Genomic DNA, 26,627 nt, shown 5'->3' with positions numbered 1-26,627 from the left:
TCGAGCGCGTTCGTCACTCGATGCGGTACCGCGCGACGCCGTCGCAGCCACAGGTCGGACAGGACACGCCGTCTAGCTCGCGGGTCGTCCCGCAGCGCCGACACTCCTCGACGATCGTCCCACCGTCGTCGCGGCCGAAGACAGTCTCGAGGACGATTCGCAGTCCCACCGATACCGACTCCCGGTTCGGTCTCCCCTGACCTCGCATACGCAGCGGTCCCACCGTATTCGGTTTCGTTATGATCTTGTTACCGTGAATGACACGAGATATGATAGGAATGCGGTCCCAATACCCACGGTCAGCCGCGACGTAATGCGGCGCTTACCGCCGTCGGACACCGGCGAACGACGGCGAACCGTCTCGAATTACACCGTTCGGTCGACGGATCGTTCGGGAGGAGACGGAACTCCCAACTGCGTCTCGTCACAGGCCGCCGCCGAACCTATCGGAACGATGGTAATAACGGTTAAGACGAACAGGTCGCCATCGTAGTACGTGGATCCCCGACTCATCGTCACGGTCCCGGTACTGACGTACTACGTCATCATGGGGTTGTTCGCCCTCGCCCAGTCATCAGTGGGCGCGACGTTTACGCAGGGCCAGCCCGCCTTTCTGCTGGTCGTCGGCGTCGTCGGCCCCCTGGTTGCACTCGGATTGATCTGGCTGCGAAACTACATCTACGGAGCCCCGTTGCTCGTGGGCGCGTTGTTGCCGACCGCGTGGTTCGTCTGCTACTTCTTCTTCGTTCACGAGAACCCGGCGAACGTGTTCGCGGTCGGCGGCGAGGGCTCGACGGCCTATCTGGTGGCGACGTTCGGGATCGTCGCCACGTCGCTGATCGCCGCGGGCGTCAGCTGCTGGCTCTGGTATCAGGTGAGCCCGCAGTTCCGGACCGCGGTCGATCGGTTCATTCGTCCGGAGGCCGCCGAGTAGTCGCCCGGCGTCGCCCGGCGACGTCCGTTCGGACCGCCGATTTCGTCAGACGATATCCGACGGCGGATTTCAGAACCGCAAAATACCGTCGTTTGACGGGTTGTGCGGGTACTTTGTCACGAGGGTTTGAGAGCCGCTACGCTTATCGGGCCGTTCGGTGTAGCGACGGCTATGTCCGCTTCGTCCGACCCGTCGTCCGATGCGGTGGCACCCAGCCAGGCCGTCATCGAGGCGATCGCCGCCCACGAGGGCGTCGACGTCACCGACGTCGAACCGCCGGCATACGAGCCGCTGTACGCCGTGGTCAACCCCGAGGCGCTAGACCGACTGTTCCAGCCCGCAGCCGGGTCGACGACCGCACGGGTCGTCCTCGAGTACGAGGGGTACGAGATCACGGTCTCCAGCGACGGTCGCGTCGACGTCAACGATCGATCGGTCGCCGACGGCTCCATCGAGTTCTCGCTGGAGGACTAGGCACGCACTCGAGGCGCGAGGACCGCCCTCCTAGTCGGCCCAGTAGGCTTCGCCCGGCTCCGTCTCGAAGACCGCTCGCTCGAGCAGGTCGACCGCCTTCTCGAGGCCCTCCCGAGAGCTGGTCAGCGAGTCCTCGTGTTCGATGCTCAGCGCGCCGTCGTAGCCGACCATCCGCAGCGTCGAGACGATGTCCTTCCAGTGACCCTCGCCGTGGCCGTAGCCGACCGAGCGGAAGAGCCACGAGCGGTTCGGCTCGTCGTCGTAGGCGGTCGTATCGAGGACCCCCTTCTCGCGGGCCTGGGCGTCGTAGATCTTGGTGTCCTTGGCGTGGACGTGGTGGATCGCGTCGCGCTCGCCGAGATAGCGGATCGCGTCGGTGATCGTGATCCCCTGCCAGTAGAGGTGGGACGGATCGAAGTTCGCCCCGATGCGCTCGCCCGTCTCCTCGCGCAGTCGGGCCATCCCGTGGGGCTCGTAGACCAGCATGTTCGGGTGCATCTCGATCGCGATATCGACGCCGTGCTCGTCGGCGTACTCGTTGAGGTCGCTCCAGTAGGCCACCGCTTGCTCCCACTGGTACTCGAGCGCCTCATCGTGTTCCGGCGGCCAAGGGGCCGTGATCCAGTTGGGGACTTCGTCGTTCGGCCCCCCGGCGGGGAGGCCGGAGAAACAGGTGACGGCGTCGACGTCGAGCTGAGCGGCCAGCTCGATCGCCTCGCGCAGTTCCGTGTCCGCCCGCTCGGCCCGTTCGTCGTCCGGATGCAGCGGGTTGTTGTGCGTCGCGAGCGCGCTGATCCGCATGTCGCGCTCGTCGAGGAGGTTTCGCACCTCCTGTTGTTCGGCGTCGTTGTCGAGGTATTCGGCCCGCGGGAGGTGGTCCTGTCCCGGATGGCCGCCGACGCCCGGTTCGATCGCGCTCACGCCGAGTTCGTCGAGATACGAGAGTGCCCCCTCGAGCGATTCGTCCGCCAGCGGCGGGGTGTGTACGCCGATGTCCATATCGACCACCAACCACGGCGGGAGAAATAAAACGCGGGCCGGCAACGCGGGGTCTCGACTCCCGCGATCTCCGGCGGGGGTTCGGTTCGATACGTCTCCGGCGGAGCGAGCCTCGCGGCTCGGTTCCGCTCGCCGTTCAGCGACGCTACCGGGTTGCGCGCTATCTCGTCGGCGGACCGACCCGCCGCGGCCGCCGGTCCGTCGTCGACCGAGGGAGCGCTCGAACCAACGTCGACGTCGACCGGTAGCGGACCCGTTCGGTCGGCGACTTGGTCGCGACGAGTTTCCAGAAGCCGGGCGAGCGAAACGCGATCTCACACCGGCCGCGGCCGTCCGTTCGCTTTCGCTTCGAGCCGGCCTCGACGAGCGCCCCCTCGATCGGGTTGTTCCCCTTGTCGCGGACCCGGACGGTGATCGGCCGTCCGACGGGCACCTCGTGGCGGCTGATCTCGAGCACGAGGGATCGTTCGATCTGCATGCGAGCAACTACCACAACTGCGGAGAAAACGACGTATCTGCAATCGCAGGCACCGGCGTCGGAGTCCCGGCTTACTCCTCGATCGTGATCGTGTGGCCGTCGTCGCTGGACCGGTAGATCGCGTCGATGATCCGCTGGACGGAGAGCCCGTGCTCGACGCTCCTGTCGTCGGGGTCGTCGCGGAGGATCCGATCGTAGAACTCCTCCTGTTCCGCCGAGTGCGTGTCGTTCTGGCGCGTCTCGACGGACGTGTTCTCGAGGTGGTCGGGACCGGCGGTGCTCGCCGAGTGGATGGTCAGATCCCCCTCGAGCAGGTCGAACCGCGCGGCCGCCTCGGTGCCTCGAACGACGAACTCGTGGTTGGCCGGCCGGTTGGTCGCCCACGCGACTTCCAGCGAGATGGTCCGGTCGCCCCCACACCGGATGAACGCGCTGGCGGAGTCGTCGACGTCGAAGCCGGCCGGGCCGGCGTCCTCGCCCCACATGTCGAGATAGGCGTACTCCTCGTCCGCTCCGAACTCGCCGCGGGCGACCCCGCTTACCTCCGAAACGGGCGGATAGTCCAGCAGGTAGAGGGCCAGATCGATGGCGTGGACGCCGAGATCGATGAGCGACCCGCCCCCGGCGATCTGCCGGCGGGTGAACCACGAACCCCGCCCCGGTATGCCTCGGCGGCGAACGTAGTTGGCTTCGACGTGGGTCACCTCGCCCAGATCGCCGCGTTCGATCCGGTTGCGGACGATCTGGACCGTGTTCGAAAACCGGTTGTTGAATCCGACCATCGCGTGGCCGTCCGAGTCCGCGGCGGCGTCGGCGATCCGTTGGGCGCTCTCGAGGGAGTGCGCGAGGGGTTTCTCGAGCAGGACGTGCAGATCGCGCTCGAAGGCGTCGACGGCGTACTCCTCGTGGTACTTGTTCGGCGTCGTGATGACGACGGCGTCGACGGTGTCGTACAGTTCGTGGTGGTCCTCGTAGACGTCGACGTCGTAGCGGCGGGCGAACCGCGAGCGCGCCTCGGCGGCGACGTCCATCCCTCCCACGAGCGGAACGCCCAGTTCGATGAGGCGTTCCGCGTGGTACTGGCCGATGTTCCCCAAGCCGACGATTCCCGTTCTGATGTCGCTTCGATCTGTTGTCATCGGAGTGTCGATAGCTGCAGTCTGTTCTCGTACTGATACACCCAGTACCGCGATATCGAACCTTCGTACTCGAACGTCTTCTGTCCGTTGCCAAACGGCAGCGGCTGATAAGCCGATCGGCGGGTCGGCGGTCGCTCGCCGCCGGTGGTCGAGACGTGTCAGCTATCGGCTTCCGTCGGCGTCGTTCCGGGCTCTCGCTCCGAGCGGTCGGTCAGGCCGTGGAGCAAGGCGTCGCCGGTCGCCGTGTCGAAGAGGTGAATTTTCGATCGATCGAGCACGACGTCGACGTCCTCGTTCGCCTCGATCTCCGTATCGGGGGTGACGCTCATCAGCAACTGGTTCGGCGACGTGGCGGGGTCCTGATCCATCGACCCCTCCGCCGCTTCGGAGAGCAGGAGGTAGACGAAGACCTCGTCGCCCATCGGCTCCAAGACGTCGGTTCGGGCGTCGATCGGATCCGTCGGCGCGGCCAGCGAGTCCGCGTACTGGGACAGGTGGACGTCCTCCGGCCTGACCCCAAGTGTGACGTCGTCGCCGATCGAGACGCCAGAGAGTCGGCCCGGATCGAGATCGACGGTGAAGTTGTTCGTCTCGAGGCCGCCCTCGACGAGCGTCCCTTCGATGAAGTTCATCGACGGCGAGCCGATGAAGCCCGCGACGAAGAGGTTCGTGGGCTCGTTGTAACAGACCAGCGGCGGGGCGATCTGCTGGAGTTTCCCGTCGTTCAAGACGGCGATCCGGTTGGACATCGTCATCGCCTCGGCCTGGTCGTGAGTGACGTAGATGACCGTCGCGTCTAACTCCCGGTGGAGCCGCTGGAGTTCCGTCCGCATGTGCACCCGGAGCTTCGCGTCTAAGTTCGCCAGCGGCTCGTCCATCAGGAAGACGTCCGGGTTCCGAACGATCGCGCGGGCGATGCCGACCCGCTGTTGCTGGCCGCCGGACATCTCCGCCGGCATCCGGTCTAACATCCCCTCCAGTTGGACGATATCGGCGGCCTCTTCGACGCGGCGCCGGACCTCCTCGTCGTCGTACTTCCGGAGGCGCAACCCGAACGAGATGTTCTCGTAGACGTCCATGTGCGGGAACAGCGCGATGTTCTGGAAGACCATCGCGACCCCGCGGTCCTTGGGAGCCAGGTCGGTGACGTCGTCGTCGCCGATGTAGACCCGTCCCTCCGTGGGCGTCGTCAGCCCCGCGACCGTCTCCATCGTCGTCGACTTGCCACAGCCCGAGGGGCCGACGAAGGTGACGAACTCGCCGTCCTCGACCTCGAGGCTGATGTCGTCGACCGCCGTTTCCTCTCCGTACCGTTTCGTGATGTTCTCGAGTCGTACTCGTGCCATTGTGTTACTCCTTGAGTGCTCCTGCGGTGAGTCCGCTGACGATCTTTTCCTGTGCGATGACCACAAGAATCGCGACGGGGATCACCCCGATGATACTCGCGGCGGCCATCAGATGGTACAGCACCTCGTACTGCCCCTGATAGGCGAGCATGCCCTCGAGGATCGGCGCCCAGTTCTCGGGCTGGCCGTCGGTCATCAGGAACGAGAAGAAGAACTCGTTGTAGACCGCGATGAACGTCAGCACGCCGGCGGTCGCGACGCCGGGGGCCGACAGCGGAATGATGACTCTGAACAGCGCGCCCAGTCGGGTCGTCCCCTCGACGCGGGCCGCGTCCTCTAACCCGTCCGGGATCTGCGAGTAGAAGGTCGTCAGGATGAAGATCGCCAAGGGCATGAAGATCGCCGACAGCGGCGTCACCATCGCGAAGGGCGTGTTGTAGAGGGTGCCGTCGCCCGTGATCGGTTCGAGGAAGAAGAACGACGTGTTGAACAGGTCGTTCAGCGGGATGAAGAACGCCGCCGGCGGGAAGAACGAAATCACCAGCACCAGCAGCATCAGCGGCGTCCGACCGGGGAACTCGAGGCGGCCGAACGCGTAGCCGGCGAGGCTGCCGACGAGGAGGACGACGGCGGTCGACCCCAGCGCGATCACGAAGCTGTTGAACATGTACCAGTGGAACGGGATGACCTCGAACACCTCGACGAAGGCGCCGGGGTTGAACCCGTTCGGCGTGAAGACGATGTCCTGGAGCTGTCCTTCCGGCGTCAGCGCGACCATGAGCAGCCAGTAGAACGGGAACAGCGTCGTAAAGAGGAAGAAGATCGCCGCGACGTAGAACAGCGCCCGGTAGACTCGCTCCGGGTTCTGGATCGAGTCGGCGGCCCACCGCTGAAGCGGCCCGCGGTCGAGTTCCGCCTCGCGGCCGTTTTTGAGGACGTCCGTGCCCCCGTCGGGGCGGCGGAGCGTCGGATCCCGCGGTCGGTCGTCCGCGTCGGTACCCCCGGTGTCGGTCGGATCGGTGGAGCTATTCGGATCGGACATCAGTACATCCCTCCTTCGGTGTCGCGGAACAGGACCACGTAACCGCCGATGATGAGGCCGATAACGAGCGCGGTCGTGAACGCGACGGTCGCCGCGGTCGCGAAGATGCGGGTGCCGCCGAACATCGCCTCCACGACGAGGCAGGTCAGCGACGGCACCGTGGTACAGCCGGCGGTCGACTCGATCAGCCCGAAGACCCGCATCGCGTCCATCGTCCGGAACAGCATCGCGACCAGCAGGGCCGGCATCACCAGCGGCAGCGTGATCAGCTTGAACCGCTGCCACGGCGAGGCGCCGGCGACCTTCGCGACGTCGTAGAGGCTCCGGTCGACGCTCTGGAGCCCCGCGAGGATCAGCAGGGCCATAAAGGCCGAGGACTTCCAGATGTCGGCCACGAGGATGATGATAAAGGAGTCCCGGCTGTTGGCCAGCGGGGCGTCGCTGAAGAGGCCGAACCACTGCATGACGTCGGTTCCGAACCCGACTTCCGGCTGGAACATCAGGAAGAAGATCATCCCCTGGATGACGATCGGCACCGCCCACGGCAGGATGATCGCCACGCGGACCCAGCGTCGACCCCGGAAGTCTTGGTCGAGCACGTACGCCTGTCCGAACCCGATGAGCGTCTCGAGGAGGACGCTGATGATCGCGAACGCGAGCGTGACGAACAGCGCCTGCTGGAAGAACGGAACGCCGAGTTCGATAAAGGGGAACGAGGCGGTCAGCGAGACGTCGAGGAACTGCCGCGCGAGGCGGGCGTTGCCCGTGAGGATGTCGACGTAGTTATCGACGCCGACGAACCCGCCCAGCGGATCGAAGCCGCGGGTCTGATCCGCTCGCAAGGACATGACGAACGTCCGGAGCAGCGGGTAGAACGCCACCAGCGTCAACAGTGCGAACGCCGGCAACAGGAGCAGGTAGGCGTAGGCCGCCTCGCTCAGGTTCTCCATCCAGTTGACGACGACGTTCCCGGTGCGGTCGCGTTCGGTCGTCTCGCCTCCGGTCACCGTATCGGTATCAGTCGACATTTTGTTCGGCCACCTCCGTTTCGCTCGACTCCAGTCGCTCCGCGAGGTCGCTCATCGCTCCCGCCGGCGATTTCGTGCCCCGGTAGGCGGCGTTGACCTCCTGGTAGATCAGCGCCGACTGCTCCGGCCAGACGTCGGTCACCGGCCGCGGAATCGCGTTCTCGCTGGCCTGCAGGAGAACGTCCGTGTACCGGGCCGACGGCCCGATCTCCTCGGGATCGGCCTCTTCGATCAGGTTCACGTTCGGGGGCAGGAACCCGCCCAGTTCGTAGACCGTGAGCTGTACCTCCGGATCGGTGAAGGCCTCGAGGACTTGCAGGGCCTCCTCCCGGCGCTCCGAGAACGGGCTCACGACGAGGTTCCAGCCGCCGAGCGCCGAAGCGGAGCCGCCGACCCCCTCGTACTCGGCCTCTTCGGGAGAGACCGCGTACGGCCGCGTCATGACGCCCAGGTCCTCGCCGAACCCGTCCTCGCCGCCGGTCTCGGCGATCGCGAACGGCCAGTTGCGGTTGGCGACGGCGTCGCCGGCCGCGAAGGGGTTGAGCGACTCCTGTTCGGTCCACTGGACGACGGCGGACGGACAGATCTCCGGAAACCCGTCGAGGCCGTTCGGATCGTCGCCGTTGATGAACGCGCGCATCATGCGGATCGCGTCGATCGTCGGCTCCGCGTCGACCGTGACCGGACGGTCGCCGGCCGTGAACAGGTTCTCGACGCCGCCGAAGTACGCGCCGCCCCAGGAGGTCATCACCTCGTTGAACGTACAGCAGGCCAGTCCCTCGTAGGCGGCCCCCTGGGTCGTAAAGCCGTACTGGACGTCGGACTGACTCATCGCGTCGTCGACGGCCGTCGCGAACTCCTCCCAGGAGGGCGGCTCGGTCGCCCAGTTGCTCGTATCGTGGCCCGCGTCCTCGATGAGATCCTGTCGGTACAGCATCAGGCCGAAGTCCGGAAACAGCGGCACGGCGTGTAGATCGTCTGTTTCCGGGTGACGAGCCGTCTCGACGATCGCTTGGCTGTAGTCCTCATCGACGCGCGAGAGGGCCTCGTCCCCGAGGTGTTCGCTCAGGTTGGTCGTCTGCTCCCGGAGGATGAAGGGGATCGTCCACCCGCTGTCCATCATGTGGATGTCCGGCGGGGCGCGACCCGCCTGAAGCGCCGCCTGGGCCTCCTGCATCCGCTGGACGGAGTCGCTGACGACGGTCTGGACCTCGACGCGGATGTCGGCGTCCAGCCCGGCGTCCCACAGGGCCTGCTGGATCGACGGCTCGTCTCCGTCGCTGTGCATGATCCCCGCGACGTCCTGGGCGGCGGTCATCACCACGGTTCCCGGAGCGCTGCCGCTACCGAGACAGCCGGTAACGGCCACTGCACCGCCCGCAGCGGCCACTGATGCGGTCTGCAGGAACGACCGCCGTCGGAGCCGCGGGCGATCGCTGCAACCGCCGGTATCACGTCCCATGACCTGTGGGCCGTCCACGTTATGTGCCTTAGCTGTTGGCAATAAATGGTATGATAAGATCTGACAGTCACGATGGCGGCCTCGTTACGGCCTCTTTGTCGGCAATCACGGGATTATGGGGGGAACTATGGATGTAGGTGGGTAAGCTGAGAAACAGTTTCGCAGCGCGCCTAATCGGCCATTGCTATCGGCGGTCGGCAGATGCCGGCCGACGACCGATGTTCCGGGGAGTGATATCGATCGGAACTTCGTCCGTCTCGAGCGGTAAGTGGTGGACTTCCACCCTGTCCAGGCGGGACCGTCGCGTCGACGGGGTCGTCCGTCGGCGGTCGACCGCTCAGTCCTCGAGCGTCGGCGGCTCGTTGCGGCCGATGTGGATCTCGTGGGCTTCGACGTCTTCGAGGGCGGCGACGCGGCCGCCGACGGTGATCTCCTCGCCCTCCTCGGTCTCCATAGTGAGGCTGGCGACTTCCTCGCTGACCTCGAAGGAGACGTCGAGGATGCGCCCGCGGACGACGCGCGGCCCGCCGACGTCGACGTCTCGACCCTCGATCGTCGCGTAGAACTCGCCGCCCTCCTCCATGATGTCCTTCACGCAGCGGCGGATCGTGGCGTACTTGCGCGGATACGTCCGCGTGCTACCGTCCTCGCCCAGCGTCCGTTCGGCGGTCGTCCAGAGGACGGTCCCGAAGAAGCCGGAGACGAGAAAGCCGAGCGCCGAGCGGTTGAAGATGACGCCGTAGCGGTCCTGATCGTCGCGCAGGGCGTCCTGGGTCGCGTAGATCGAGTAGTTGCCGTCGGCGACGGCGACGACCGGCGTCGTGATCCCGCGTCGCGCGCGGGCGGTCGTCGCGATCTCGAGGTAGTCGAACTCGGACGGATCGGGCGCCTCGCCGGCCGGCGTCACGATCAGGTCGACGCTGACGCCGGCGTCGACGGCGGCCTTCAGCTCGTCCTCGAAGCGGGTCAACAGGTCCGGCGTCAGCGACAGGGAGAGCTCGTAGTCGGCGGCGTCGATGACCTCCTCGAGGTAGCGCAGGATCGTCGAGCGCGATTTGACCAGCGAGACGGCCTCCGTGTCGCGGGCGGGCGCGGTGTACCGGGCCTCGAGTTCGTTGATCATCTCCTCCAAGGACTGCTGGACGTTCTCGAAGGCCTCCTCGGGATCGATCGCGACGACTTTCATCGGGCGGGACTCGCGGAGTTCGACGAGCCCGCGGTCGCTGAGACTGCGGACGGTGTCGTAGACCCGCGGCTGCGGGATGTCGGTCCGATCCGCGATTTCGCTCGCGGTGAGCTGTCCTTGCTCGAGAACGGTGAGATAGGCGTCGATCTCGTACTCGCCGAGATTGAATCGCTCGCCGACCCCTTCGACGGTCGTGCGGAGCTCGTCTGGTGCCATACGAGCCCCTACGCTCCCGACGGATATATGATTTATTATAACCCGAGTAGCACCTGTTTTCGAAATCGGGTAGTTCCGTCCAGTGAGAGTGGTTCCCAGTTAGCACGACAGCCGTGACAGTCAGAACTCTTAACCACAGCGGCCCAGAGTGTGCTGCTATGCGCGGGGTGTTACAGGGAAACGAGAGCGAGGCCAGCGAAGCGGCAAAGGGCGTGCGAAGCGTGTTGCCGTTCGACGTCTCGCAGTCCACGGTCGACATCACCCTCTCGCTTCTCGTGGTCATCGCCGGCTGGTACCTCTCGAAGTACGTCGTTCGGATCGCCGGGCGGACGGTCGCTCGCCGGATCGAACGCCCCAGCGTCACTCGGACCGTCCTCCGCGGCGTCAGGTTCTCCGTGCTGTTGTTCTCCCTGTTCGTCGCCGCGGGTATCCTCGGCGTCGGGAACACGCAGATCCTCCTCTCGGTGACCGTCATCTCGGCGGTCATCGCCGTCGTCCTCGCGCCCCTGGTCGGCAGCCTGATCAACGGCTTCTTCGTGCTCGCCGACCGGCCCTACGAGATCGGCGACATGATCGAGATTCCCGATCAGGGCCACCGCGGGTTCGTCGAGGACATCACGATCCGGTACACCAAGATCTTCACCCTCCAGAACACGTTCATCGTGATCCCGAACTCCGCGATTCAGGAACGGGACGTGGTCAACTACTCCGCCGAGGACGAACGGACCCGGATCTCGCTCTCCTTTGCGGTCACCTACGGGAGCGACGTCGAGGCCGCGCGCCGGCAGGCCGAACGGGCCGCCAGAGCCGTCGGCACGGTAATCTCCGGCGGTCCGGACATCCGGATCGGCAGCGCGCGGTACGGCGCGGCGCCCCTCTGTAACATCGCCGAATTCGCCGACCACGGCGTCGCCCTCGAGCTCTTCTTCTGGGTGAAAAACCCCTACAAGCTGAACGTCGCCCGTTCGGAGGTGCAAACGGAGTTGCGCGACCGGTTCGCCGAGATCGATGTCGAGTTCGCCTACCCGCGACGCCACCACGTCTTCGACGAGACGAGCGGCGTCGCCCGCATGTCCATCGAGGAGCGGGGCGCCGAGCGGCCGGCGCCCGAGTCGTCGGTCGAGCGGGACCCGCGGTCCGAGGGCGAGGGCGAAGAGGGCGACGGGACCGACATCGGCGAACCGGCCGATCAGTGACGCCGGGCCGACCGGGCACGTCGTCGCCGCTCCGTCGGACGGACACTACCGCCGCGAGAGAACTGTGACCGTCTTTTATCCGGGTTCCCGTCCAAGTCTGCGGTAGCCGACGATGTACGACGACATCCTCATTCCGACCGACGGGAGCGAGACGATCGCCGAGACGCTGGCCCACGGCCTGCCGATCGCCGAGCACAACGACGCGACGGTCCACTCGCTGTACGTGGTCGACAGCCGCGTCACCGCCGCGGCGACCGACGAGACGGGTCCCGAGCTCGAGGCCTCCCTCGAGGACGAGGGCCGCGAGGCCGTCGCGGACGTCGCCGATCGGGCCGACCGACGGGGGCTCGAGACCGTCACCGACGTCCGGAAGGGGACGCCGTCGAAGGCGATCCTCGAGTACGCCGACGAGCACGGTATCGACCTCATCGTCATCGGGACGCGGGGGAAAAGTCCGCGGGAGAAGATCGCCTCGCTGGGCAGCGTCTCGGAGCGGGTCGTCGACAACGCCGAGATTCCGGTGTTCGTCGTCCGCGATGCGGGCGGCACCGACTAGCGGCGCGTCCGGACGCCGGCAGTAACGCGAGCGCCGCCGGCGAAGAATCGCGATGCGGTCGAGTCGCCGTTTTACGCGCGGGCGCCTTCGACCGTAATGACCTCGCACTCGAGGTGGCTCCGCAGATACTGGTCGATATCCGGGTTGTCGGTAAAGCGCCGGAAGAGCCGGCGCAGTCGGCTCGCCTGCTGGCTGCCGATGACGACCGCGTCGGCCTCCTCCGCCGCCACCTCGTCGAGGATGCTCTCCTCGACGAGAAAGCCCGTCCGCACGACGTACCGCGCGTTCTCGAGGTGGCCGAACGTCCGCTCGACGGCGGTTTTCAGGTCGACCCGCGTCACTTTCCGCCCGTTCTGATAGAGGTCGACGTGGAGGACCGTCAGCGCCGCCTCCCGCTCGCGAGCGATCTCGATGGCTCGCTCGAGCGTGCGTTTGGAGCGTTTCGACAGGGGATACCGAACGGGGACGACGACCAGCGACATTACCCAAGCGAACGACTCCCGCCCGGGTAAACCTTTCAGTTAGGACAATCACGATTGTGAACGTGTATCACGGTCTGCTCGCGGCCGCTCCCGGTGCTCCGTGCGGGGACGACGGAAGGACAGTCATTTATCCCGAGCGACGATAGCAGGTGGTATGCAATCACGGTCCACTACGGACGGGACGACCGTCTACGTGACGGAGACCGAGGGCGACCGCGGCTCGAAGGGACCGTTCCTCGTCGCCTACGAGTCTCGCGACGCCGACCGGCGGTACGGCTGGTTCTGTACCAACTGCGAGAGTTTCGACAACGCGATGGATTCGATGGGCCGCATCAAGTGCAACCAGTGTGGCAACTTCCGGAAGCCGACCGAGTGGGACGCCGCACACGAGTAACCGTCGTCTCGCGCCCGCAGCCGTGCGGGCACCGCTTGGACGCGAACGACGCGGACGACGGCGAGCGACGGGTACCGACCCTGGTGCCCCGCGAACCGTCGATCAGTCACGTTTCTGAGGAGACGGTCGACTTCCCGCCACTAACCGAGACGATAGGTTCCGAACTGTCTCTAAACGGGCGCACGGAGTGCGTTCGTCGGAGAATCTCGACCCCCTTGTTACGGACTAACATTTATGGTGGAGGCCGTCGTAGGGAGTGGTGAATGGGTCCTGTTAACATGCGACTCGTCGAGCAGGCCAGGTCGATCTTCGCAGAGCTCGGTTACACCGTCGAAGGAACCGGCCCGACGTTCCGCGCCGAACGCGAGTGGAAAGTCGTCCACGTAAACGCCGTCCTCGAGACGGGAGAGCTCCCCTCCGAGTCGGGGCAGTTCCACTGTTTCGTCGCCGAACCCGAGGACGCGGACGACCTCGAGAACAAGCTCCGGAGCCGGAATCCGGACTACGAGTGGGCCATCATCGTCGTCGACGGGGAAGACTATCAGGTGGAACGAGCCCCGCCAGGACCGCGCGTCTCCGCGTAACGACGCAGACGAGAATCCGAACCGCTTTTTTCGCCGCTACAGTGCGTCTCGAGTCGCCGACACGCCGGTCCCGGGATCGACGTCCGCGCCCATCGACTCGAGGACGTCGCCCAGCGCCGTCACGACGTAGATGACGTTCTCCGGGCGCGCCGAGTGACCCATACAGCCGATCCGGAAGATCTCGCCGTCCAGATCGCCCAGCCCGCTGGCGATCTCGAGATCGTACTGCTCGAGCAAGGCGTCACAGACCGCGCCGTCGTCGACGCCGTCGGGGACGCGGACGGCGTTTAAGCTGGGCAGCCAGTACTCGTCCGGGGCGTTCATCTCCAGGCCCATCCCCTCGACGCCGGCTTTCAGCGCGCCGGCCAGTCGCTCGTGGCGCGCCCAGCGCTCCTCGATTCCCTCCTCGGCGACCAGCCGGAGCGCCTCCCGGAGCGCGTAGACGTTCGTGACCGGCGCCGTGTGGTGGTAGGATCGCTCGTCGCCCCAGTAGCCCTCGAGCAGGGAGAGATCGAGGTACCACGAGCGGGGCTCTTCGTCACGCGCGAGGACCTTCTCCATGGCCTCGTCCGAGAGCGTGAGTGGGCTGGCACCGGGCGGACAGGAGAGACACTTCTGTGGCCCCGAGTAGGCGACGTCGATATCCCACTCGTCGACCCGTAGCTCCACTCCGCCGAGGGAGGTGACGGTGTCGGCGATGACGAGCGCGTCGCGGTCGTGGGCCGCCGCCGTCAGTTCGGGAACGTCGGGCTGGAGGACGCCCGTGCTCGTCTCCGCGTGGACGAACCCGAAGACGTCGGGATCGTGCTCGGCCAGCGCGTCCGCGACGTCGTCGGTATCGAGGGGCTCTCCCCACGGCGCGTCGACTTCGACGACCTCGCCGCCGGCCCGGCGGGCCATCGAGGCCATGCGGCCGCCGAAGTAGCCGTTCGTGGGCACCAGCATGGTGTCCCCCGGCTCGACGACGTTGCCGATCGCGGCCTCCATGGCCGCGGACCCGGTCCCCGAGACCGGGATCGTCCACTGGTTGTCGGTGCGGAACGTGTAGCGCAACAGTTCCTGGACCTCGTCCATGATCTCGACGAACGACGGATCGAGGTGGCCCACCAGCGGCGTGCTCATCGCCCGGAGCACGCGCGGGTTCACGTCGCTCGGTCCGGGACCCATCAGCGTGCGATCCGGTGGGGTGAGTTCGCCGACCGACGGCGCGCGAGCCGACTCGTTCAACGGAGTCTGAGCCATATGAACGTGTGCTCGAGTGCCACTCGCAAAGGCCTACCGGCATCGGAAGTACTGGACGCCGGACGGCGGATCACGTCCGCACCCGGCTGTACTCCCGATCGAGCGGGCGCTGAGCGACTCGAGTTCTGCGGGTTGCTATCGTTTCTCGCGGCTGCGATCCGTTTAAGCCTACCCGACACATAGCCGAGCTATCGTGTTCGTCGGTCACGCCCTCCTCGCGTTCGCCGTCGCGGCGCTGATCGCCGACTGGCGAGGCTGGGAGCGCCGCCCGGCGCTGATCGTCGGGACCGTCGCCGGCGCGTTCGCCGCGATTCCCGACATCGACGTCGCGTACGCCCTCGTTGGGCTCCTCCGGTGGCAGGTCGCCGACGGCGTCCTCGGCGCGTCGACGGCCTTCTGGGACGCGAGCCGGGTCGTCCACCGCTCGGCCACCCACTCGCTGGTCGTCGGCGCCGTCGCCGCGCCGGCGTTCGGACTGCTCGCCGTTCGCGGCCGTTCCGATCGCGCTCGAGTCGCGCGCACGGGCGCGCTCGCGACACTCGCTGCGCTCGTCGCGGTCGCGTTTCTCGCCGACGGGCCCCTGACTGCGGTCGTCGTGGTCCTGTTCGCGGCGAGCGGCGTTCTCGTCGCCCGCGGCGTCGCTCGACGGACCACGCTCTCGCCGTCGACGGTCGCCGTCGCCGCGCTCTGGGGCCTCTGGTCGCACCCGTGGGGAGACCTCGTCACCGGCTCGCCGCCCGACTGGTTCTTCCCCTTCGACCTCCCCGTCCTCGAGTCGCGGGTGGTCCTCCACCCGGACCCGACGCTGCACCTGCTCGGCGCGTTCGCGATCGAACTCGCGGCGATCTGGCTCGCCGTCGCGGTCGTCTGTCGGCTCACCGACCGAGCGATCCTCGCGTCCGTCGACCGCCGTGCCGGCGTCGGCGTCGCCTACGGGCTCGCCGCGCTCGCGGTCGCGCCGCCGACCCTCGACGTTTCGTACCACTTCGTCTTCTCGATTCTCGGCGTCGGCCTCTGCTGCGGCGTCGTTCGAGGGGGGCACTCGATGCCCGTCCGCCGGCTGTGGGGCCGACAACTCCCCCGCACGGAGCCGACCCTCGAGGTCGCGCTCACGGCTCTGGCCGCCGTGACCGTCGCGCTCGCGGCGTACGCCGCAGTGTACCTCTTCGTCGCTCCGGCCGGGTAGCGACGGACGTCCCCCGCGCCGTCCGCTCCTTTCAGTACAAGACGAAATACGCTTTTGTGAGAACGGTCAGTACCAGTCACTGTGTCTCAAACTTCACTCGAGGAACTGCTCGCTGACGGCCGCACCAACGCGGTGATCGCGTGGGCGTTGGTCGTCGCGATCGCGGTCGTCGGCATCAGCGAACTGGTGACCGGCGGGTTCCTGTGGGCGACGTTCGCTGCGGTGCTCGTCGCGCTCGCGGTGCTCCCCTCGATCGCCTACCGATCGGCGGTCGTGATGGTCCCCTGGGAGGTGTTGCTGATGGCGGCGCTGCCGGTACTCGGGATGGCCGTCGGCGCGGAGCGGTTAACGGGGCACTTCGCGTCCTATCTCTCGGTCGCGGCCATCGCGCTCGTTCTCGCCGTCGAACTGCAGTCGTTTACGACCGTCCGGATGACCTCTAGTTTCGCCGTCGTCTTCGTCGTCGTGACGACGATGGCCGCGGCGGGACTGTGGGCGCTGCTCCGGTGGAGCGCCGCCCAGACGCTCGGCATCCCGTTCACGGCCGACCACGACGCGGTCATGTGGGAGTTCGTCTACTCCGCCGTCGCCGGACTCGGCGCCGGCGTCGTCTTCGAACTGTACTTCAGGCGGTACGCCCGTCCGGAACGGCGCGTTCCGGCGACGGTCCAGCCGGCCGCGGAGGTCGACGATGCGTAATCTCGTCCGCGGACTGCGATCGCAGCGCCGGCAGCGACAGCTCACCTACCTCATGGAGATCGGGCTGATCGGCATGCTGTTCGTCGGTATCGAGCGCGGCAACGGCGGCATCGTGATCAACACCGGCGTGGCGCTGATCGTCACCCAACTTCCGCCGCTGCTCGAGCGCGACTACGAGATCCCGATGGATCCGCGACTCACGCTGTGGATCACCGCCGCCGTCTTCCTCCACGCCTTCGGGACCGTCGGGCTGCCGGGCGCTACCGTCACGCTCTACAGCCAGATCTGGTGGTGGGATCACATGACCCACGCGCTGTCGGCCTCGCTGGTCGCCGGCGCGGGCTACGCCACCGTCCGCGCGCTCCACGAACACGCCGACGGCATTCACTTTCCCCAGCGATTCGTCGCCGTGTTCATCCTGCTGTTCGTCCTCGCGTTCGGCGTCCTCTGGGAAATCCTCGAGTTCGCCATCGCGCTGGCGGCTCAGGCGCTTGGGACCAGGGCCGTGCTCACCCAGTACGGCCTCGAGGACACGATGCTCGACTTCGTCTTCAATTCGATCGGCGCGCTCATCGTCGCGCTGTGGGGCGGTGCGTACCTCACCGACGTCTCCGGTGCGATCCGCGACCGACTCGAAGCGCGGGCCGACTGACGGCGGGCCGACATCCCAGTACCGATTCACGAGGCGAAACTGACGACCAGCTTTACGTCCGCGTACGGTGTAGCGATCCGGGCCATGGTCTTCAAGAAGATCACCCTGATCGGCACGAGTACGGAGAGCTTCGACGACGCCGCCGACAACGCGATCGACCGCGCGGAGGACACCCTGCAGAACCTCTACTGGATCGAAGTCGACGAGCTCGGCGTCGAACTCGCCAGCGTCGAGGAGCGACAGTACCAGGCGGAAGTGACCGTCGCCTTCGAACTCGAGGAATAGTCGACTCGCCGGGGCTTACGCGGATATCGCACCCGGTCGGTAGCACACCGGAACGCCGGCCAGCAGAACCCGTCCGAGCGTCGGCCGCTGTCGACGGAGGGCCGCTATCGACGGAGGGCCGCTGTCGACCGACGGCCTCCCGCGACGGTCCCGCCGCTGGTCGGCATCGCGAGACCGCAGCGAACGGACGGCGAGAAGCGTCGACCGACGTTACGTTCGGAACGATTCGCCGCAGCCGCACTCGCTGACGACGTTGGGGTTGTCCACGTGGAACCCCTCGGCCTGCAGCCCGTCTTCGTAATCGAGGACGCTGCCCTCGATGTACTTCAGGCTGGCCGGATCGACGAACACCCGGAGGTCGTGGTGTTCGTAGATCGTGTCGTCCTCGTCGGGCGCGTCGTCGAAGCGCATCCCGTAGGACAGTCCCGCACAGCCGCCCTGTTGGACGAACAGGCGCAGACCGGCTTCGCCGTCGTCGAGTCCTTCTCCCTCGAGCAGCGACAGTGCCTGCTCGGCCGCGTCTTCGGTTACTTCGATCTCGGGACGCGTCTCCGCCTCCCCGCCATCCATGCTGTCCGTGCTCATGTGTATTCCGTACCGGCGCTACGATGTTAACTGTGACGCCACCGGCACCGCTCCTCGACCTGTGATCGTCCGGAGACACGTTCGATAGCAAGCCCGCCTCGAGTGCCGTTCGCCGGGGTCGGTGACGGACGCCGCGGGGCTACTCGCCGTAGCTGTTCACGTGTTGTTGCACCGTGCGATAGTACGTCCCGAACTGCCGCTCGTCGTTGCGCGACAGTTCGATGTCGTGTTCCGCCAGTAGTTCGAGCATTCGCTTGGGCTCGCAGTCGTACCACATCGACAGGAGCCGGACGTTCTTCTGGGCGTAGTCGTAATTTCGCTCGAGTACGCGTCCGTCGGTCGGATCGACCACCGACTCGCGATCGGGCTCACGGTCGCATTCACGCCGTGACATCTTAATTCGTACTTGCGGATCCAGCACCGTAAAAACTCGGTTGGCCGTGTTCGGAACTCGACCGACCGCCGTAACTACTGCTTACACCCCGTCGTTCTCCCGGTCTTCGAGTCGACGTCGAACGCTTTCGGCGTGGGCCTCGAGCCCTTCGGCGTCGGCCAGCGTCGTGATCGTGTCCCCGATGCCGGCCAGCCCCTCGGCGGACAGACGCTGAACCGTCGTCGACCGGAGGAACGTCTCGATCGAGAGCCCCCCGGCCACGCGCGCGCCGCCGTTCGTCGGCAGCACGTGGTTCGTTCCGCTGGCGTAATCGCCCGCGGCGACCGGCGTGTTCGGCCCGAGGAAGACGCTGCCCGCGCTGTCGATCCGCTCGAGGATCGACTCCTCGTCGTCGGCGATAATCGAGAGGTGTTCGGGGGCGTACTCCTCGGTGAACAGGATCGCCTCGCTCATCGAGCGGGCGAGCAAGACGCCGCTCGCGTCGTTCTCGAGCGCACCGCGTATCACGTCCTCGCGCTCGCGCGCCTCGGTCTGTTCGTCGACGGCCGCGGCGACGGCGTCTGCGGTGTCCGCGTCGTCCGTGACGGCGACCACGGACGCGTTCGGGTCGTGCTCGGCCTGCGCGACCAGTTCCGCGGCGACGAGGTCCGGATCGGCGGTCTCGTCGGCGACGACGACCACTTCGCTGGGCCCCGCGAGGAAGTCGATCTCGACGTCGCCCCGGACGGCCGCTTTCGCTGCCGTCACCCACTTGTTGCCCGGCCCGACGATCTTCTGGACCCGCGTGATCGTCTCGGTGCCGTAGGCCAGTCCGGCGATCGCCTGCGCGCCGCCGACGCTGTAGACCGCGTCCGCGCCCGCGACGTGGATCGCCGCCAGCGTCACGGGATTCAGCTCGTCGGCCGGGGGCGTGACGACCGCGACGTGGTCGACGCCCGCGACGACCGCCGGGACGACGCCCATGATCGCACTCGAGGGGTAGGCCGCGGAGCCGCCGGGCACGTAGACGCCGACCCGCTCTATCGGGCGAAACCGCCGGCCGAGTTCCCGTCCGGGACCGAACTCGCGGCGCCAGTCCTCGGGGAGTTGGGCCTCGTGGAACTCCCTGACGTTCTCCGCGGCCGTCTCGATCGCCTCCCGAACGTCGTCCTCGAGATCATCGTACGCGCGCTCGCACGCGTCGGTGATTTCGATGTTTCCCAGCTCGACGTCGTCGAACTCGCTCGTGAACTCGCGAACGGCGACGTCGCCCTCCTCGTGTACGCGGTCGACGATCTCCCGCACGTCGTCGCTGATCGCGTCGATACCGGCGTCGCGGTCGAAGAACGCGGTCCGATCGGCCGGTCCGAGGTCGGCGAGTTCCCGTACGTCCACAGTCATACCATCCGATTCGTGGGGTGGCGGAAAAACGGTTTCCTTAGTCCCGCCTCAGGCCTCGTCGTTCTCGACCGTCCAGACGCCGACCGCGTCCAGCGTCGCCCGGACGAACAGGTAGACGACGATGAGAAAACCGACGACCGCGAACGGCGCCTGGAGCACCTCCGCGACGTCGCGGCCGAGGGCCAGCTGGCCGAACCCGCGGACGAAGAAACTCAGCACGACCAGCCCGATCCCGACGACCGCGAGCTTGACGAATCCCGATCGATCCATACGCGAGCATACGACGCCGATCGGTAAATCGTATCGATTAGCCGGAGTCCGACCCGACCCGACCCGACTGCCCGCGTTCGACCTCCCATCCGTAACGCGTTCAGCCGCTCCGTACAGTTTCGTTCCACCGGGCGCGGTAAATCGACCGTTTCGAACGGCAGTTCGGTACCGTGGCCGTCCCGATCAGCGATACGTGCCTTCCGGCCGGCGCCGCGCGGACCGTCACCCGCGCGGTCAACAGGCGCTGCATAACTATCCACTCCCCACCGCACCGCCCTCGTATGTGGCCGTGGGAACACGCGATCGTCGCCTACCTCGCCTACTCGACGTTTTGTCACGCGATCTATCGGGACTCCCCGTCCGGACTCGAGGCGATCACCGTCGTCTTCGCGTCGGTCTTCCCGGATCTCGTCGATAAACTGCTGGCCTGGGAGTTCGGCGTCTTCGACGCCGGTTACGCGCTCGGCCACTCCGTTTTCGCCGCCGTTCCGATCTCGATCGGTATCGGCCTCGCGGCTCGCTCGACGGGTCGCCCTCGAGCCGGGATCGCGTTCGCGCTCGGCTACCTCCTACACCTACCCGCGGACGTCTTCGACTCCTACGTCCGCGAGGGGATTTTTCAGCCGGAACTGATGCTCTGGCCCGTCGTCGTCGTTCAGGATCACAGTGCGACTCAGGGGTTCGTCGACCAGTTCCTGCTGTTTTTCTCCCGGTATCGGGACGAACTGCTCGCGGGGGACCTCACGACGTACCGCTGGCTCCAGATCGGACTCGCCGTCTTTACCGCCCTCCTGTGGCTCTACGACGGTGCACCCGTGCTTCGGGACCTCCTCCGTGGCTTTCGCCGGCTGCTCCTCGGCGTGGTCGGATCGAATCACCGATTCGACGAGTCCACCGGCCGCCGCTAGCGATCCCGGACTTCGATTTGTTCCCAACAGTTTCGTCTTCCTGACAGACTCTCGGTACTGATCAACGTACGGCAGACGCCTCTCGAGACGACGGCCTTATATATGTCCCCGGCTTCCGTCACTAATGCGAACGACGTGGCCCACGCCGCCACGTCCCCTCCGGCCGCATTCCGGCGCGGAGGTAGGCACAATATCCCGCCTCTCGTTGCGAGCCGTCGATTCGATCGACCGGTTCGCTCGAGGGCACGCGGATCACCTCGCGACCGACGCCGACCGGCGTCGTGAGACGACGGCCTTATATGGGCTGGCGTCGTACATTGAAGTACGCGAAACCCGATGCCGGATGTGGTTTCCGGATGTCAGGTTGATCCGATGCCCTTAACTGTATGAGGGCGTTGGGATATGAACGCAAACGCGTGATCGACGGGACGTTCAACTCGTCCCGTCATCCCGGACCACTCGAGTCCGAAGGGGTTAAGTACCCTTCGTGGCTTACGAGTAGGTCCGAAGGAGATGAGGATTCCACCCCTGCGGTCCGCCGTACAGATGGGATCTGATGTTAGCCTTGGTAGTTCGGTGACGCCCGATCGGTCGACGATCATTGTGGTCACCGAACGTGGACCCATGTGTGAGTGTGTATCTTAACATTCACCGCCAACAAACCCTCCCCAACTGGGGAGACAGATAGCATTCCGGTTGATCCTGCCGGAGGTCATTGCTATTGGAGTCCGATTTAGCCATGCTAGTTGCACGGGTTGAGACCCGTAGCAGATAGCTCAGTAACACGTGGCCAAACTACCCTATGGATCCGGACAACCTCGGGAAACTGAGGCTAATCCGGAATACGATTCCCACGCTGGAACTGCGGGGAATCCGAAACGTTACGGCGCCATAGGATGTGGCTGCGGCCGATTAGGTAGACGGTGGGGTAACGGCCCACCGTGCCAATAATCGGTACGGGTTGTGAGAGCAAGAGCCCGGAGACGGTATCTGAGACAAGATACCGGGCCCTACGGGGCGCAGCAGGCGCGAAACCTTTACACTGCACGCGAGTGCGATAAGGGGACTCCAAGTGCGAGGGCATATCGTCCTCGCTTTTCGCGACCGTAAGGTGGTCGCAGAATAAGTGCTGGGCAAGACCGGTGCCAGCCGCCGCGGTAATACCGGCAGCACGAGTGATGACCGCTATTATTGGGCCTAAAGCGTCCGTAGCTGGCCACTCAAGTCCATCGGGAAATCCGCGCGCTTAACGCGCGGGCGTCCGGTGGAAACTGAGTGGCTTGGGACCGGAAGACCTGAGGGGTACGTCCGGGGTAGGAGTGAAATCCCGTAATCCTGGACGGACCACCGGTGGCGAAAGCGCCTCAGGAAGACGGATCCGACGGTGAGGGACGAAAGCTCGGGTCACGAACCGGATTAGATACCCGGGTAGTCCGAGCTGTAAACGATGTCTGCTAGGTGTGACACAGGCTACGAGCCTGTGTTGTGCCGTAGGGAAGCCGTGAAGCAGACCGCCTGGGAAGTACGTCCGCAAGGATGAAACTTAAAGGAATTGGCGGGGGAGCACTACAACCGGAGGAGCCTGCGGTTTAATTGGACTCAACGCCGGACATCTCACCAGCATCGACAACGTGCTGTGAAGGTCAGTGTGATGAGCTTACTGGAGCCGTTGAGAGGAGGTGCATGGCCGCCGTCAGCTCGTACCGTGAGGCGTCCTGTTAAGTCAGGCAACGAGCGAGACCCGCACTCCTAATTGCCAGCAATACCCTTGTGGTAGTTGGGTACATTAGGAGGACTGCCAGTGCCAAACTGGAGGAAGGAACGGGCAACGGTAGGTCAGTATGCCCCGAATGTGCTGGGCGACACGCGGGCTACAATGGCCAAGACAGTGGGATGCAACCCCGAAAGGGGGCGCTAATCTCCGAAACTTGGTCGTAGTTCGGATTGAGGGCTGAAACTCGCCCTCATGAAGCTGGATTCGGTAGTAATCGCGCCTCAGAAGGGCGCGGTGAATACGTCCCTGCTCCTTGCACACACCGCCCGTCAAAGCACCCGAGTGGGGTCCGGATGAGGCCACTGCAACAGTGGTCGAATCTGGGCTCCGCAAGGGGGCTTAAGTCGTAACAAGGTAGCCGTAGGGGAATCTGCGGCTGGATCACCTCCACAGACCGAGACCAGGCCGACGGCCTGGCTCACTAGCGGTTTCCACGTTCGATCGACCAGCGTTTGGCCGATCGGGCACCTTAGAACTACCAAGGCTAACACTTTCGCGCTCTGTCCACCCCTCTGGGTGGACGTGGGCCCATAGCTCAGTGGTAGAGTGCCTCCTTTGCAAGGAGGATGCCCAGGGTTCGAATCCCTGTGGGTCCATGGCTCGGAGCGGATCGAATCGTGCCCCTTAAGTGGGGCAGGCGATTTCGATCTAATCCGAACGAACCGATGCACCAGCCCGTGTAAACGTGGCTGGGAAGGGTTAATGCATGCCGCGTCTACGGCGTGCAGATGAGACCGTGTGTACGTGTAGTCCAGGCGTCCACTGGACCCGTTCCCGGGTCACATACCATTGCACTTCTGTGCAATGCCGATCCGATGAACGTGGCTACTGTGCCAGCTGGTGGATCGCTCGGCTTGAGAGCTGAAGAAGGACGTGCCAAGCTGCGATAAGCCTATGGGAGCCGCACGGAGGCAAAGAACATAGGATCTCCGAATGGGAATCCCCACCGCAATTGCTTCGCGCAATGGGGAACGTCGAGAATTGAAACATCTTAGTATCGACAGGAAAAGAAAGCAAACGCGATGTCGTTAGTATTGGCGAAAGAACGCGACACAGTCCAAACCGAAGCCCTCACGGGCAATGTGGTGTTCGGACTGACGATCACTTCCCGAACCGCGACACGAAGTCTCCTGGAACGGAGCACGAGACAGGGTGACAGTCCCGTACTGTCGGGTAGTAAGGAACGAGTCAGCTCCAGAGTATCGGGGGTTGGATATCCCTCGTGAAGATCGCGGGCATCGACCGCGAAGACTAAACACTCCTCAAGACCGATAGCGAACAAGTAGCGTGAGCGAACGCTGAAAAGCACCCCACGAAGGGAGGTGCAATAGGGCGTGAAATCAGTTGGCGATGGAGCGACAGGGCATACAAGGTCCCGGACACAATGACTCAGGTGCAAACCTGTAGTAAGCCGTCCGGGAAGCCGGTGTTCTGTCGTACGTTTTGAAAAACGAACCAGGGAGTGTGCCTGTTTGACGAGTCTAACCTGATCATCAGGGAAGGCGTAGGGAAACCGACATGGCCGCAGTCTTACGACGAGGGCCGCCGTGTTCAAGCGCGGGGAGTCAAACGGGCACGACCCGAAACCGGATGATCTAGGCGTGGGCAGGGTGAAGCGTGCCGAAAGGCACGTGGAGGCCCGATAGCGTTGGTGTCCTACAATACCCTCGCGTGACCTACGTCTAGGGGTGAAAGGCCCATCGAATCCGGAAACAGCTGGTTCCAACCGAAAGATGTCGAAGCATCACCTCTGCCGAGGTAGTTCATGGGGTAGAGCGACGGATTGGGGGACCGCACTCCGAGAGGAGTGCGCCCCCCTGTCCAACTCCGAACCTATGAACGCCGTTCGACGCAGGGAGTCCGGTGCACGGGGTAAGCCTGTGTACCGTGAGGGAGACAACCCAGAGCTGGGTTAAGGTCCCCAAGTGTAGACTAAGTGCGATCGAAGGTGGTCGCAAGCCCTAGACAGCCGGGAGGTGAGCTTAGAAGCAGCTACCCTCTAAGAAAAGCGTAACAGCTTACCGGCCGAGGTTTGCGGCGCCCAAAATGATCGGGGCTCAAGTCTACCACCGAGACCTAGCGGCACTCTTGATCGAGTGATCCCGTAGGTTGGCGTTCTGTTCGGGTGGAAGCACGGCTGAGAAGTCGTGTGGACCGTTCAGTAACGAAAATCCTGGTCATAGTAGCAGCGTTAGTCGGGTGAGAACCCCGACGGCCGAACGAGTAAGGGTTCCTCAGCAATGCTGATCAGCTGAGGGTTAGCCGGTCCTAAGTCAGCCCGTAAGTCGAAGCTGACAACAGGGAAATAGGTTAATATTCCTATGCCAGTGTGCACTCAAAGCCGACGCTTTGGGGCCGCCTCTCCCGAGTTTTCGCTCGGGCGAACAGTCGAAGTTCGTGGAAGCCGTAATGGCAGGAAGCGAACGAATGGCTGGATAGCGCAAGAGAGGTCAACCTAGAGCCCGTGAAAAGGTGAGCACACTGTCCGTACCGAGATCCGACACAGGTACTCGTGGCGGCGAAAGCCAAGGTCTGTCGGGATCAACCGACGTTAGGGAATTCGGCAAGTTAGTCCCGTACGTTCGCAATAAGGGATGCCTGCCTCGCAACGAGGCAGGTCGCAGTGACTCGGGCGCTCCAACTGTCTAGTAACAACATAGGTGACCGCAAATCCGTAAGGACTCGTACGGTCACTGAATCCTGCCCAGTGCAGGTATCTGAACACCCCGTACAAGGGGACGAAGGACCTGTTAACGGCGGGGGTAACTATGACCCTCTTAAGGTAGCGTAGTACCTTGCCGCTTCAGTAGCGGCTTGCATGAATGGATCAATGAGAGCGCCACTGTCCCAACGTTGGGCCCGGTGAACTGTACGTTCCAGTGCGGAGTCTGGAGACCCCCAAGGGGAAGCGAAGACCCTATAGAGCTTTACTGCAGGCTGTCACTGAGACGTGGTCGCCATTGTGCAGCATAGGTAGGAGGCGCTACACAGGTACCCGCGCTAGCGGGCCACCGAGCCAACATTGAAATACTACCCGATGGTGACTGCGACTCTCACTCCTGGCGGAGGACACTGGTAGCCGGGCAGTTTGACTGGGGCGGTACGCGCTTGAAAAGATATCGAGCGCGCCCCAAGATTTCCTCACCCGCGTCGGAGACGCGGGAAAGAGCGCAAGAGCATAAGGAAGTCTGACAGTGTCCGGCACAACGACGGACGCTGACGCGAAAGCGTGGTCTAGCGAACCAATGCGGCTGCTTGATGCGGCCCATTGCTGACAGAAAAGCTACCTTAGGGATAACAGAGTCGTCACCCGCAAGAGCACATATCGACCGGGTGGCTTGCTACCTCGATGTCGGTTCCCTCCATCCTGCCTGTGCAGAAGCAGGCAAGGGTGAGGTTGTTCGCCTATTAAAGGAGGTCGTGAGCTGGGTTTAGACCGTCGTGAGACAGGTCGGCTGCTATCTATTGGGGGTGTTACGGTATCTGACAAGAACGTTCGTATAGTACGAGAGGAACTACGAATGGGTGCCACTCGTGTACCGGCTGTCCGAGAGGGCACGTGCCGGGCAGCGACGCACCACGGGGTAAGAGCTGAACGCATCTAAGCTCGAAACCCACTTGGAAAAGAGATACCACTGAGATCACTCGTAGAAGACGAGTTCGATAGACTCGGGATGTACGCACCAAGGCAACGAGGTGTTGAGTCCGCGAGCACTAACCGATCGAGCCACACACT

At 64.7% G+C, this 26,627-nt stretch carries 26 protein-coding genes, 1 tRNA gene and 2 rRNA genes; 14 read left to right on the top strand and 15 right to left on the bottom strand.

Annotation, left to right across the window (positions count from 1 at the left end):
- Positions 1-13: 13 nt before the first annotated feature.
- On the bottom strand, positions 14-169 hold the full coding sequence (locus HTZ84_RS06955; RefSeq protein ID WP_254612588.1) for a hypothetical protein: 156 nt from the start codon (positions 167-169) through the stop codon (positions 14-16).
- Between the two features lie 327 nt (positions 170-496).
- On the opposite strand from HTZ84_RS06955, the gene HTZ84_RS06950 reads away from it, so the two are divergent.
- Together HTZ84_RS06950 and HTZ84_RS06945 are read left to right on the top strand one after the other, a co-directional pair.
- Entirely contained in the window at positions 497-934 is a 438-nt protein-coding gene (locus HTZ84_RS06950; RefSeq protein ID WP_174680004.1) for a hypothetical protein, read from the top strand.
- Between the two features lie 171 nt (positions 935-1,105).
- A complete protein-coding gene (locus HTZ84_RS06945; protein ID WP_174680003.1) occupies positions 1,106-1,408 on the top strand; it encodes a HalOD1 output domain-containing protein in 303 nt (100 codons plus the stop codon).
- Between the two features lie 30 nt (positions 1,409-1,438).
- On the opposite strand, the gene HTZ84_RS06940 is transcribed toward HTZ84_RS06945, so the two are convergent.
- From HTZ84_RS06940 to trmB, 8 genes are all read right to left on the bottom strand, one after another.
- Positions 1,439-2,407 (bottom strand): sugar phosphate isomerase/epimerase family protein, encoded by a 969-nt coding sequence (locus HTZ84_RS06940; RefSeq protein WP_174680002.1) that lies wholly within the window; start codon positions 2,405-2,407, stop codon positions 1,439-1,441.
- A 160-nt stretch (positions 2,408-2,567) separates the two neighbouring features.
- A complete protein-coding gene (locus HTZ84_RS06935; protein ID WP_174680001.1) occupies positions 2,568-2,885 on the bottom strand; it encodes a carboxypeptidase regulatory-like domain-containing protein in 318 nt (105 codons plus the stop codon).
- A 71-nt stretch (positions 2,886-2,956) separates the two neighbouring features.
- Positions 2,957-4,036, bottom strand: a complete 1,080-nt coding sequence (locus HTZ84_RS06930) for a Gfo/Idh/MocA family protein (RefSeq protein ID WP_394353296.1) — start codon at positions 4,034-4,036, stop codon at positions 2,957-2,959.
- Positions 4,037-4,182: 146 nt separating this feature from the next.
- Entirely contained in the window at positions 4,183-5,370 is a 1,188-nt protein-coding gene (locus tag HTZ84_RS06925; protein ID WP_174679999.1) for an ABC transporter ATP-binding protein, read from the bottom strand.
- A gap of 4 nt (positions 5,371-5,374) precedes the next feature.
- Positions 5,375-6,412: a carbohydrate ABC transporter permease gene (locus tag HTZ84_RS06920; protein WP_174679998.1), complete on the bottom strand. Its 1,038-nt coding sequence runs from the start codon at positions 6,410-6,412 to the stop codon at positions 5,375-5,377.
- The gene (locus tag HTZ84_RS06915; RefSeq protein WP_174679997.1) at positions 6,412-7,440 is read right to left on the bottom strand and encodes a carbohydrate ABC transporter permease; all 1,029 of its coding nucleotides are present in this window, start codon (positions 7,438-7,440) and stop codon (positions 6,412-6,414) included. Before HTZ84_RS06915 ends, HTZ84_RS06920 begins: the two co-directional genes overlap by 1 nt.
- Positions 7,430-8,902 carry an extracellular solute-binding protein gene (locus HTZ84_RS06910; RefSeq protein WP_174679996.1) on the bottom strand — a complete coding sequence of 491 codons (1,473 nt, stop codon included), beginning with the start codon at positions 8,900-8,902 and terminating at the stop codon, positions 7,430-7,432. Before HTZ84_RS06910 ends, HTZ84_RS06915 begins: the two co-directional genes overlap by 11 nt.
- A gap of 337 nt (positions 8,903-9,239) precedes the next feature.
- Entirely contained in the window at positions 9,240-10,304 is a 1,065-nt protein-coding gene (trmB, locus tag HTZ84_RS06905; protein WP_174679995.1) for an HTH-type sugar sensing transcriptional regulator TrmB, read from the bottom strand.
- Positions 10,305-10,462: 158 nt separating this feature from the next.
- Here trmB and HTZ84_RS06900 point away from each other — a divergent pair, with 158 nt between their 5' ends.
- Positions 10,463-11,500 carry a mechanosensitive ion channel family protein gene (locus tag HTZ84_RS06900; protein ID WP_174679994.1) on the top strand — a complete coding sequence of 346 codons (1,038 nt, stop codon included), beginning with the start codon at positions 10,463-10,465 and terminating at the stop codon, positions 11,498-11,500.
- Between the two features lie 112 nt (positions 11,501-11,612).
- On the top strand, positions 11,613-12,056 hold the full coding sequence (locus HTZ84_RS06895; protein WP_174679993.1) for a universal stress protein: 444 nt from the start codon (positions 11,613-11,615) through the stop codon (positions 12,054-12,056).
- A 71-nt stretch (positions 12,057-12,127) separates the two neighbouring features.
- Here HTZ84_RS06895 and HTZ84_RS06890 read toward each other — a convergent pair whose 3' ends face one another.
- A complete protein-coding gene (locus tag HTZ84_RS06890) occupies positions 12,128-12,538 on the bottom strand; it encodes a universal stress protein (RefSeq protein WP_008895261.1) in 411 nt (136 codons plus the stop codon).
- Between the two features lie 154 nt (positions 12,539-12,692).
- Here HTZ84_RS06890 and HTZ84_RS06885 point away from each other — a divergent pair, with 154 nt between their 5' ends.
- Positions 12,693-12,932, top strand: a complete 240-nt coding sequence (locus HTZ84_RS06885; protein WP_174679992.1) for a DUF5816 domain-containing protein — start codon at positions 12,693-12,695, stop codon at positions 12,930-12,932.
- A gap of 278 nt (positions 12,933-13,210) precedes the next feature.
- Positions 13,211-13,516, top strand: a complete 306-nt coding sequence (locus tag HTZ84_RS06880) for a DUF7116 family protein (protein ID WP_174682544.1) — start codon at positions 13,211-13,213, stop codon at positions 13,514-13,516.
- Between the two features lie 36 nt (positions 13,517-13,552).
- On the opposite strand, the gene HTZ84_RS06875 is transcribed toward HTZ84_RS06880, so the two are convergent.
- A complete protein-coding gene (locus HTZ84_RS06875; RefSeq protein ID WP_174679991.1) occupies positions 13,553-14,758 on the bottom strand; it encodes a pyridoxal-phosphate-dependent aminotransferase family protein in 1,206 nt (401 codons plus the stop codon).
- Positions 14,759-14,951: 193 nt separating this feature from the next.
- Here HTZ84_RS06875 and HTZ84_RS06870 point away from each other — a divergent pair, with 193 nt between their 5' ends.
- The 4 genes from HTZ84_RS06870 to HTZ84_RS06855 all read left to right on the top strand — a co-directional run bounded on the left by HTZ84_RS06870 (position 14,952) and on the right by HTZ84_RS06855 (position 17,580).
- Positions 14,952-15,944 (top strand): metal-dependent hydrolase, encoded by a 993-nt coding sequence (locus tag HTZ84_RS06870; RefSeq protein WP_174679990.1) that lies wholly within the window; start codon positions 14,952-14,954, stop codon positions 15,942-15,944.
- An 81-nt stretch (positions 15,945-16,025) separates the two neighbouring features.
- A complete protein-coding gene (locus HTZ84_RS06865; RefSeq protein ID WP_174679989.1) occupies positions 16,026-16,643 on the top strand; it encodes a hypothetical protein in 618 nt (205 codons plus the stop codon).
- A complete protein-coding gene (locus HTZ84_RS06860) occupies positions 16,636-17,295 on the top strand; it encodes a hypothetical protein (protein ID WP_174679988.1) in 660 nt (219 codons plus the stop codon). The genes HTZ84_RS06865 and HTZ84_RS06860 overlap by 8 nt, the downstream gene beginning before the upstream one ends.
- 84 nt (positions 17,296-17,379) lie before the next feature.
- Positions 17,380-17,580, top strand: coding sequence for a dodecin (locus HTZ84_RS06855; protein ID WP_174679987.1), 201 nt, complete (start codon positions 17,380-17,382; stop codon positions 17,578-17,580).
- Between the two features lie 210 nt (positions 17,581-17,790).
- Here HTZ84_RS06855 and HTZ84_RS06850 read toward each other — a convergent pair whose 3' ends face one another.
- From HTZ84_RS06850 to HTZ84_RS06835, 4 genes are all read right to left on the bottom strand, one after another.
- The gene (locus HTZ84_RS06850) at positions 17,791-18,165 is read right to left on the bottom strand and encodes a HesB/IscA family protein (protein WP_008895253.1); all 375 of its coding nucleotides are present in this window, start codon (positions 18,163-18,165) and stop codon (positions 17,791-17,793) included.
- Between the two features lie 139 nt (positions 18,166-18,304).
- A complete protein-coding gene (locus HTZ84_RS06845) occupies positions 18,305-18,559 on the bottom strand; it encodes a hypothetical protein (RefSeq protein ID WP_049914559.1) in 255 nt (84 codons plus the stop codon).
- 81 nt (positions 18,560-18,640) lie between these two features.
- A complete protein-coding gene (hisD, locus tag HTZ84_RS06840; RefSeq protein WP_174679986.1) occupies positions 18,641-19,939 on the bottom strand; it encodes a histidinol dehydrogenase in 1,299 nt (432 codons plus the stop codon).
- Between the two features lie 48 nt (positions 19,940-19,987).
- Positions 19,988-20,209: a hypothetical protein gene (locus HTZ84_RS06835; RefSeq protein ID WP_174679985.1), complete on the bottom strand. Its 222-nt coding sequence runs from the start codon at positions 20,207-20,209 to the stop codon at positions 19,988-19,990.
- A 281-nt stretch (positions 20,210-20,490) separates the two neighbouring features.
- On the opposite strand from HTZ84_RS06835, the gene HTZ84_RS06830 reads away from it, so the two are divergent.
- The 4 genes from HTZ84_RS06830 (at position 20,491) to HTZ84_RS06815 (ending at position 26,627) form a co-directional block, all read left to right on the top strand.
- Positions 20,491-21,117 carry a metal-dependent hydrolase gene (locus tag HTZ84_RS06830; RefSeq protein WP_174679984.1) on the top strand — a complete coding sequence of 209 codons (627 nt, stop codon included), beginning with the start codon at positions 20,491-20,493 and terminating at the stop codon, positions 21,115-21,117.
- A 689-nt stretch (positions 21,118-21,806) separates the two neighbouring features.
- Positions 21,807-23,281, top strand: a 16S ribosomal RNA gene (locus HTZ84_RS06825).
- A gap of 134 nt (positions 23,282-23,415) precedes the next feature.
- Positions 23,416-23,487 (top strand) — tRNA-Ala (locus HTZ84_RS06820).
- Positions 23,488-23,707: 220 nt separating this feature from the next.
- Positions 23,708-26,627 (top strand): 23S ribosomal RNA (locus tag HTZ84_RS06815).
- The 16S and 23S rRNA genes sit together here with 1 tRNA gene alongside, the layout of an rRNA operon.

It is taken from the genome of Haloterrigena gelatinilytica, assembly GCF_013342145.1.
Taxonomy (GTDB): Archaea; Halobacteriota; Halobacteria; order Halobacteriales; family Natrialbaceae; genus Haloterrigena; species Haloterrigena gelatinilytica.
Note: the sequence above shows the minus strand (reverse complement) of the source record. Positions and strands in the feature narration are given on the sequence as shown.

Excerpts from the sequence above, each read along its gene's own strand:
- HTZ84_RS06945 (WP_174680003.1), top strand. The coding sequence starts at position 1,106 with ATGTCCGCTTCGTCCGACCCGTCGTCCGATGCGGTGGCACCCAGCCAG.
- HTZ84_RS06940 (WP_174680002.1), bottom strand. The coding sequence starts at position 2,407 with ATGGACATCGGCGTACACACCCCGCCGCTGGCGGACGAATCGCTCGAG.
- HTZ84_RS06935 (WP_174680001.1), bottom strand. The coding sequence starts at position 2,885 with ATGCAGATCGAACGATCCCTCGTGCTCGAGATCAGCCGCCACGAGGTG.
- HTZ84_RS06925 (WP_174679999.1), bottom strand. The coding sequence starts at position 5,370 with ATGGCACGAGTACGACTCGAGAACATCACGAAACGGTACGGAGAGGAA.
- HTZ84_RS06920 (WP_174679998.1), bottom strand. The coding sequence starts at position 6,412 with ATGTCCGATCCGAATAGCTCCACCGATCCGACCGACACCGGGGGTACC.
- HTZ84_RS06915 (WP_174679997.1), bottom strand. The coding sequence starts at position 7,440 with ATGTCGACTGATACCGATACGGTGACCGGAGGCGAGACGACCGAACGC.
- HTZ84_RS06910 (WP_174679996.1), bottom strand. The coding sequence starts at position 8,902 with ATGGGACGTGATACCGGCGGTTGCAGCGATCGCCCGCGGCTCCGACGG.
- trmB (WP_174679995.1), bottom strand. The coding sequence starts at position 10,304 with ATGGCACCAGACGAGCTCCGCACGACCGTCGAAGGGGTCGGCGAGCGA.
- HTZ84_RS06900 (WP_174679994.1), top strand. The coding sequence starts at position 10,463 with ATGCGCGGGGTGTTACAGGGAAACGAGAGCGAGGCCAGCGAAGCGGCA.
- HTZ84_RS06895 (WP_174679993.1), top strand. The coding sequence starts at position 11,613 with ATGTACGACGACATCCTCATTCCGACCGACGGGAGCGAGACGATCGCC.
- HTZ84_RS06890 (WP_008895261.1), bottom strand. The coding sequence starts at position 12,538 with ATGTCGCTGGTCGTCGTCCCCGTTCGGTATCCCCTGTCGAAACGCTCC.
- HTZ84_RS06885 (WP_174679992.1), top strand. The coding sequence starts at position 12,693 with ATGCAATCACGGTCCACTACGGACGGGACGACCGTCTACGTGACGGAG.
- HTZ84_RS06880 (WP_174682544.1), top strand. The coding sequence starts at position 13,211 with ATGCGACTCGTCGAGCAGGCCAGGTCGATCTTCGCAGAGCTCGGTTAC.
- HTZ84_RS06875 (WP_174679991.1), bottom strand. The coding sequence starts at position 14,758 with ATGGCTCAGACTCCGTTGAACGAGTCGGCTCGCGCGCCGTCGGTCGGC.
- HTZ84_RS06860 (WP_174679988.1), top strand. The coding sequence starts at position 16,636 with ATGCGTAATCTCGTCCGCGGACTGCGATCGCAGCGCCGGCAGCGACAG.
- HTZ84_RS06855 (WP_174679987.1), top strand. The coding sequence starts at position 17,380 with ATGGTCTTCAAGAAGATCACCCTGATCGGCACGAGTACGGAGAGCTTC.
- HTZ84_RS06850 (WP_008895253.1), bottom strand. The coding sequence starts at position 18,165 with ATGAGCACGGACAGCATGGATGGCGGGGAGGCGGAGACGCGTCCCGAG.
- HTZ84_RS06845 (WP_049914559.1), bottom strand. The coding sequence starts at position 18,559 with ATGTCACGGCGTGAATGCGACCGTGAGCCCGATCGCGAGTCGGTGGTC.
- hisD (WP_174679986.1), bottom strand. The coding sequence starts at position 19,939 with ATGACTGTGGACGTACGGGAACTCGCCGACCTCGGACCGGCCGATCGG.
- HTZ84_RS06835 (WP_174679985.1), bottom strand. The coding sequence starts at position 20,209 with ATGGATCGATCGGGATTCGTCAAGCTCGCGGTCGTCGGGATCGGGCTG.
- HTZ84_RS06830 (WP_174679984.1), top strand. The coding sequence starts at position 20,491 with ATGTGGCCGTGGGAACACGCGATCGTCGCCTACCTCGCCTACTCGACG.